5 protein-coding genes and 1 pseudogene are annotated in these 6,105 nt (G+C 67.3%); 5 read left to right on the top strand and 1 reads right to left on the bottom strand.

From position 1 onward, the window contains the following. From VSR34_RS06290 to hutG, 5 genes and pseudogenes are all read left to right on the top strand, one after another. Positions 1-581: pseudogene (locus tag VSR34_RS06290) on the top strand (urocanate hydratase); the annotation flags it as partial. An 11-nt stretch (positions 582-592) separates the two neighbouring features. Beyond that, positions 593-1,270: a HutD family protein gene (locus VSR34_RS06285; RefSeq protein ID WP_081901411.1), complete on the top strand. Its 678-nt coding sequence runs from the start codon at positions 593-595 to the stop codon at positions 1,268-1,270. Then, positions 1,267-2,499, top strand: a complete 1,233-nt coding sequence (gene hutI / locus VSR34_RS06280; protein ID WP_342962107.1) for an imidazolonepropionase — start codon at positions 1,267-1,269, stop codon at positions 2,497-2,499. Before VSR34_RS06285 ends, hutI begins: the two co-directional genes overlap by 4 nt. 15 nt (positions 2,500-2,514) lie before the next feature. Continuing rightward, entirely contained in the window at positions 2,515-3,933 is a 1,419-nt protein-coding gene (locus VSR34_RS06275; protein ID WP_028214254.1) for a formimidoylglutamate deiminase, read from the top strand. A gap of 44 nt (positions 3,934-3,977) precedes the next feature. Continuing rightward, positions 3,978-4,787: an N-formylglutamate deformylase gene (gene hutG, locus VSR34_RS06270; protein WP_342962106.1), complete on the top strand. Its 810-nt coding sequence runs from the start codon at positions 3,978-3,980 to the stop codon at positions 4,785-4,787. A 188-nt stretch (positions 4,788-4,975) separates the two neighbouring features. Here the strand turns inward: hutG and VSR34_RS06265 are convergent, their stop codons facing one another. Then, positions 4,976-6,088 carry an AraC family transcriptional regulator gene (locus VSR34_RS06265; RefSeq protein ID WP_028231951.1) on the bottom strand — a complete coding sequence of 371 codons (1,113 nt, stop codon included), beginning with the start codon at positions 6,086-6,088 and terminating at the stop codon, positions 4,976-4,978. Between the last annotated feature and the right edge of the window lie 17 nt (positions 6,089-6,105).

Genomic DNA, 6,105 nt, shown 5'->3' with positions numbered 1-6,105 from the left:
CGCTTTCGGGCGATCCCGAGGACATCTATAAGACCGACGCCAAGGTCAAGGAGCTGATTCCCGACGATCCGCACCTGCACAACTGGCTCGACATGGCGCGCGAGCGCATCGCGTTCCAGGGGCTGCCCGCGCGTATCTGCTGGGTGGGCGTGAAGGATCGCTATCGCCTCGGCCAGGCGTTCAACGAGATGGTGAAGAACGGCGAGCTGAAGGCGCCGATCGTGATCGGCCGTGACCATCTGGACACCGGCTCGGTGGCGAGCCCGAACCGCGAGACGGAAGCGATGAAGGACGGCTCGGATGCCGTGAGCGACTGGCCGCTGCTCAATGCGCTGCTCAATACGGCGGGCGGCGCGTCGTGGGTCTCGCTGCACCATGGCGGCGGCGTGGGCATGGGCTTCTCGCAGCACTCGGGCGTGGTGATCGTGGCGGACGGCACGCAGGCGGCGCACGAGCGTCTTGGCCGCGTGCTGCTCAACGACCCAGCCACGGGCGTGATGCGCCATGCGGACGCCGGTTATGAACTCGCGCAGCAAACCGCGCGCGAGGCGGGACTCAAGCTGCCGATGCTCGGCCGATGAGCGGCGCAAACATGGTAAAGCCGCTGGTGCAGGCGGCGAGCCTCACGCTGTTGCGTGGCGCGGCGCTCGTGGCGTCGCCGTGGAAAAACGGCGGCGGCGTCACGCGCGAAATCGCGGCGGCGCCCATGGTCTCGCAGGCCGCCGCATCGCTGGACACGTTCGCGTGGCGCGTGAGCGTGGCCGACGTCGCGCAGGCGGGGCCGTTCTCGCGCTTCGAAGGCGTCGATCGCACGCTGGTGCTGCTGGAAGGCGCGGGCATGCTGCTCGACGAAGCGGGCAGCACGCACGCACTCACGCAGCCGCTTGACGTCGCGCGTTTTGCCGGCGAGGCGGCGATCGATGCGCGCCTCGTCAATGGCGCCACGCGCGATTTCAACCTGATGGTGCGACGCGGCGCGGCGCGCGGCACGCTGGAAGTGTGGCGCGAAAACGCGCGGTACAACCTGCGCGCACAAACGGTGCTGCTGTACTGCGCGCAAGGCGAACAAGACGTGCGCATAGATGGCGATCGGGAGGTGCAGCTCGAGGCTGGCGACACGCTGCGCATCGATACGCCCGACGCGCAGCGTCCCCTGCAAATCGAAACGTGCGGCGCGGGCGCGTTGCTCGCCGTGGCGCTGGACATGCTGGACGCGCCGCCGCAAGACATTACGGACACGGTATCGCGCGATGCCGTGCGCACTTCATGAAACGCACGCTCTGGCAGAACCTCAAGCTTTGTCCTCATGGCGATCCGGGTCATACCGTCGAAAATGCGGCGCTCGCCGTGGAAGACGGCAAGATCGCATGGCTCGGCGCAGCGCAAGACCTGCCCGCGCACTTCACCGAATGGCCGCGCGAGGATCTGGGCGGCGCCTGGGTCACGCCCGGCCTCGTGGACTGCCACACACACCTGGTCTACGGCGGTCAGCGCGCCGACGAATTCGCGCAGCGTCTTGCGGGCGTGAGCTACGAAGAAATTGCGCGGCAGGGCGGCGGCATCGTCTCGACGGTGCGCGCCACGCGCGCCGCCGACGAAGCGTCGCTCTATGCGCAGTCGGCGCCACGTCTCGAGGCGTTGCTCGCGGAAGGCGTGACGGCGGTCGAGATCAAGTCGGGCTACGGCCTCGATCTGGCCAGCGAGCGCAAGATGCTGCGTGTCGCGCGCGAACTGGGCGAGCGCTATCCGGTCACGGTGCGCACCACGTTCCTCGGCGCGCATGCGTTGCCGCCCGAGTTCGCGGGCCGCGCCGACGACTATATCGACGAAGTGTGCGAACGCATGCTGCCCGCGCTGGCCGACGAAGGACTCGTCGATGCCGTCGATGTGTTCTGCGAACGAATCGGCTTCTCGCTCGCGCAGAGCGAGCGCGTGTTCGAGGCGGCCGCACGGCGCAAGCTCGCGGTCAAGATGCACGCCGAGCAGCTTTCCAACAGCGGCGGCGCGGCGCTCGCGGCGCGTCACGGCGCGTTGTCGGCCGACCATCTGGAATTTCTCGACGAAGCAGGCGTCGCCGCGATGAAGGCCGCTGGCACCGTGGCCGTGCTGCTGCCCGGCGCGTACTACTTCATCCGCGAAACGCAGCTTCCGCCGCTGGAATTGCTGCGGCGCTACGAGGTGCCGATCGCCATTTCGACCGACAGCAACCCGGGCACGTCGCCCGCGACGTCGCTGCTGCTCATGATGAACATGGCGACCACGTTGTTCCGCATGACGGTGCCCGAAGTGCTGCAGGGTGTCACGCGGCATGCCGCGCAGGCATTCGGCGACGCGGAGCGTCATGGCACGCTTGCGGTCGGCCGCCCCGCGGACTTCGCCGTATGGCCGGTGCAATCGCTCGCGGAACTTGCCTACTGGATCGGCCGTCCGCTTTGCGCCCGCGTGGTGCGCGGCGGCGAGACCGTTTTCGAGCGCCGCGCATTCGAGCGGCGCATTTGAGCGCTATTTTCACGCATGAATCACACCATCGAAACGAATCCGGCTTCACGCGCGCTCTTTGCCGCGCAAGCGTATCTGCCCGACGGCTGGCGGCGCAATGTGCTGCTCGAATGGGATGCGGCGGGCACGCTGCGCGGCGTGACGCCCGATCTGGCGCAGGCGCCGAGCGGCGTCGCCCATGCGGCAGGCCCGATATTGCCTGGCATGCCTAATCTTCATTCGCACGCGTTCCAGCGCGCCATGGCCGGCCTCACCGAATATCGCGCGAATCCCACGGATAGCTTCTGGAGCTGGCGCGACCTGATGTATCGCTTCGCGGCGCGCATCACGCCCGACGATCTGGGCGCAATCGCGCGCTGGCTCTACGTCGAAATGCTGAAGGCGGGCTATACGTCGGTTTGTGAATTCCACTACGTGCATCACGCGCAGGACGGCCAGCGTTACGCGAGCCCCGCGGAACTGGCGCAGCGCGTGGTCGATGCGGCGGACGTCACCGGCATCGGCATGACGATGCTGCCCGTGCTCTATCAGTACAGCGGCTTCGGCGCGCGCGCGCCGCGTGACGATCAGCGCCGCTTCATCAACACGCCGGAGCAGTTGCTCGGCATCGTCGAGGCGCTGCGCGCGTGGCGGCCCGAGCATGGCGCGCTGCGCTACGGGGTCGCGCCGCATTCGCTGCGCGCCGTTTCGCACGAATCGTTGCGCGCGCTGCTCGAAGGTCTCGACCGCTCGACGCCGGGCGCGCCGGTGCACATCCACATTGCCGAACAGACGGCGGAAGTGGAAGCCTGCATCGCGACGGAAGGCGCGCGGCCGGTGCAATGGCTGCTAGACCGCTTCGACGTGAACGCGCGCTGGTGCCTCGTTCATGCCACGCACATCGATGCGCAGGAAACCGCAGCACTGGCGAAGCGTGGTGCGATTGCCGGCCTGTGCCTCACGACCGAGGCCAACCTGGGCGATGGCATTTTCCCGGCACGCGATTATCTCGATGCGGGCGGCGCGTTCGGCGTGGGTTCGGACAGCCATATCGGCGTGGACTGGCGCGCCGAGTTGCGCCTGCTCGAATACGGCCAGCGGCTCGCACGGCGCGAGCGCAACGTGCTGGCCGCGGCGCACCAGGCGCAGGTGGCCGACCGGCTCTTCGACGCGGCGCTCGCTGGCGGCGCAAGCGCGACCGGCCGCGAGGTGGGCGCATTGAAAGCGGGCGCTCGCGCGGACTGGATCGTGCTCGACGCGCAGCATCCGAATCTGGCGGAGCAGAAGCCGCACACGTGGCTTTCTTCCGTGGTGTTCTGCGAACATGGCGAGACGCCGGTCCTCGACGTCTACACGGGCGGGGAAAAAATCGTGGAAGGGCGACGCCATCGCGACGAGGCGCGCCTCTACGCCGACTATCGCGCCGCGCTCGCACGATTGCTGGCCGAAGACTGAGCGGCGAACGCGAGCCCACGCGCCACTTGAGAGACTACATTTCCATGACCGATATCTTTACTCTGGAACGCGGCACAGCGCCGCTCATCATTTCGATTCCCCATCTGGGCACGCATATTCCCGCTGCGATGCACGGCCAGTATACGGACATCGCGTTGACCGTCGCGGACACGGACTGGCATCTCGATCGCCTTTACGCGTTCGCGAAGGCGCTCGGTGCGACCGTGCTTGGCGCGCGTGTCTCGCGTTATGTGATCGACCTCAATCGTCCGCCGAACGACGAGAGTCTCTATCCCGGCCAGACCACCACCTCCCTATGCCCGACCGAGACGTTTCGCGGCGAGCCCGTGTATCGCGAGGGTTGCGCGCCCGACGCGGCGGAGCGCCAGCGTCGCGTGCAGACGTTCTGGCAGCCGTATCACGACACGCTGGCCGCCGAATTGAAGCGCTTGCGCGCGGCGCATGCGAATGTATTGCTGTGGGAAGCGCATTCGATCGCGAGCGTATTGCCGCGTCTGTTCGACGACAAGCTGCCCGACCTGAATATCGGCACGCAGGACGGCCGCACGGCGAACGCGGCGGTGCAGGCGCGCGCCGAATGCACGGCGGCGGCAAGCGGCTATACGTGGGTGGCGAACGGGCGCTTCAAGGGCGGCTATATCACGCGCCACTTCGGCGCGCCGCAGAATGGCGTGCATGCGATTCAGCTCGAGATGTGCCAGTCCGTGTACATGAACGAAACCGCGCCGTTCGACTATGTGCCCGCGCTCGCGGAGCGAGTGCAGCCGGCGTTGCGTGAGATGGTGGGTGGCGCGCTGGAGGCTATCGAGGCGTTGAACGCGGCAGCGGTGTAAGCAGTCCGGGCTGTTTGTGAGCGCAACGGCTCTGGATCGAACGACCCAGAGCCGTTTTGCGTTGAGAAGCGGTGGACGAAGCCGATCTGCGCGCCACGCGCATCGGCGTCGGGCCAGGCGAGTGACAGGCCCCGATGCGCGGCCCCGCCGAAGACCGCAACCTGCATTGACTTCGCGGAATAGTCATGTCACGCGTCCTTGCTCGTATCCGTATCCGTAGCCGTATCCGCGCGCGGCGCCGTTCCCGTCCAGCGCCGGTACGCATGGCGAAAGCTGCGCGGCTCGCTGTAGCCGAGCCGTTCCGCGATCGCCGCGACCGTCAGCGCGGGGTCGTCGAGCAGCCGGGCCGCTTCGTCGCGACGCACTTCGTCGCGCAGCGACTGAAACGTGATGCCGTCCTTGTCGAGCCGGCGGCGCAACGTGCGCTCCGTCATGTGCAGCGCGTTTGCGAGCGACGTCATCGACTTCAGGTGCGACAGGTCGCGTCCCATCATCTCCTTCGCACGATCGGCGAAGCGCGTGCCGACCGATGCGGCCCACTGCCGCTCGAGTGCTTCGCACTGGCCGTGCAGCGCGTTGAAGCTGACTTCGTTCGCGAGGCGTGGCGTCTCCGAGCCATTCACCGAGGTGAACACGAGAGCGTTTTCGCCGGCATTGAACACGACCTTGCAGCCGAAGTGACGCGCGTAGTCCGCGCCGTGCTCCGGCGTGCTTCGCGCGAGGTGCAGCCGCTCGGGTGAGACCGGTTTGCCGACGAGGTCGGACACGATCAGGCGCAGGCTGGACAGGCACATATCGACCTGAAAGACCTCGAGATCGGGCTCGCCGTTGTAGCTGCCGATCGTCACGCTCATGCCGTGCGCGCACGCCTGAATGCGCACGTCGAAATACAGCCCCATGAACAGCGGAAACTGGCTCATGCACTGTACTGCCTGCATGACCGAGCTGCTGATCAGCATCGCGTACCCGGCGAGCCCGAGGGTCGAAACATGGAGTCGCGCGCCGATCGACAGGCCGATCGACGGCACGCCGCTGCATAGCAGCAAGTTGCGGAAGCAGCGCTGCTCCTGCGCGCGATTCACGTGCAGGTTCGGCGACGCGACTTCGTCCGCGCCGAACCCCGTGCCTTCCAGCACGGTCGCGCTGTCGATTTGCCGCTCACGGCACTCGTCGAGCGCGACCGCGATCGCGTGGACGGTCGCGGGAATGTCCTGCTGGCGCGCGGTCGGACGCGCGCGGCCGGGCGCAGAACGCTGCTTGCATTCTGCGCGGCTCTGATTGCGATCGGACCTGCTGTCCATGGGGCGGATCGGGGCCT

Origin of the sequence: Paraburkholderia sp. JHI2823 (assembly GCF_038900695.1) — a bacterium.
Taxonomy (GTDB): Bacteria; Pseudomonadota; Gammaproteobacteria; order Burkholderiales; family Burkholderiaceae; genus Paraburkholderia; species Paraburkholderia mimosarum.
Note: the sequence above shows the minus strand (reverse complement) of the source record. Positions and strands in the feature narration are given on the sequence as shown.

Bases quoted from the DNA above. Each gene is read 5' to 3' on its own strand.
- VSR34_RS06265 (WP_028231951.1), bottom strand. From the start codon at position 6,088: ATGGACAGCAGGTCCGATCGCAATCAGAGCCGCGCAGAATGCAAGCAG.
- VSR34_RS06275 (WP_028214254.1), top strand. From the start codon at position 2,515: ATGAATCACACCATCGAAACGAATCCGGCTTCACGCGCGCTCTTTGCC.
- VSR34_RS06285 (WP_081901411.1), top strand. From the start codon at position 593: ATGGTAAAGCCGCTGGTGCAGGCGGCGAGCCTCACGCTGTTGCGTGGC.
- hutI (WP_342962107.1), top strand. From the start codon at position 1,267: ATGAAACGCACGCTCTGGCAGAACCTCAAGCTTTGTCCTCATGGCGAT.
- hutG (WP_342962106.1), top strand. From the start codon at position 3,978: ATGACCGATATCTTTACTCTGGAACGCGGCACAGCGCCGCTCATCATT.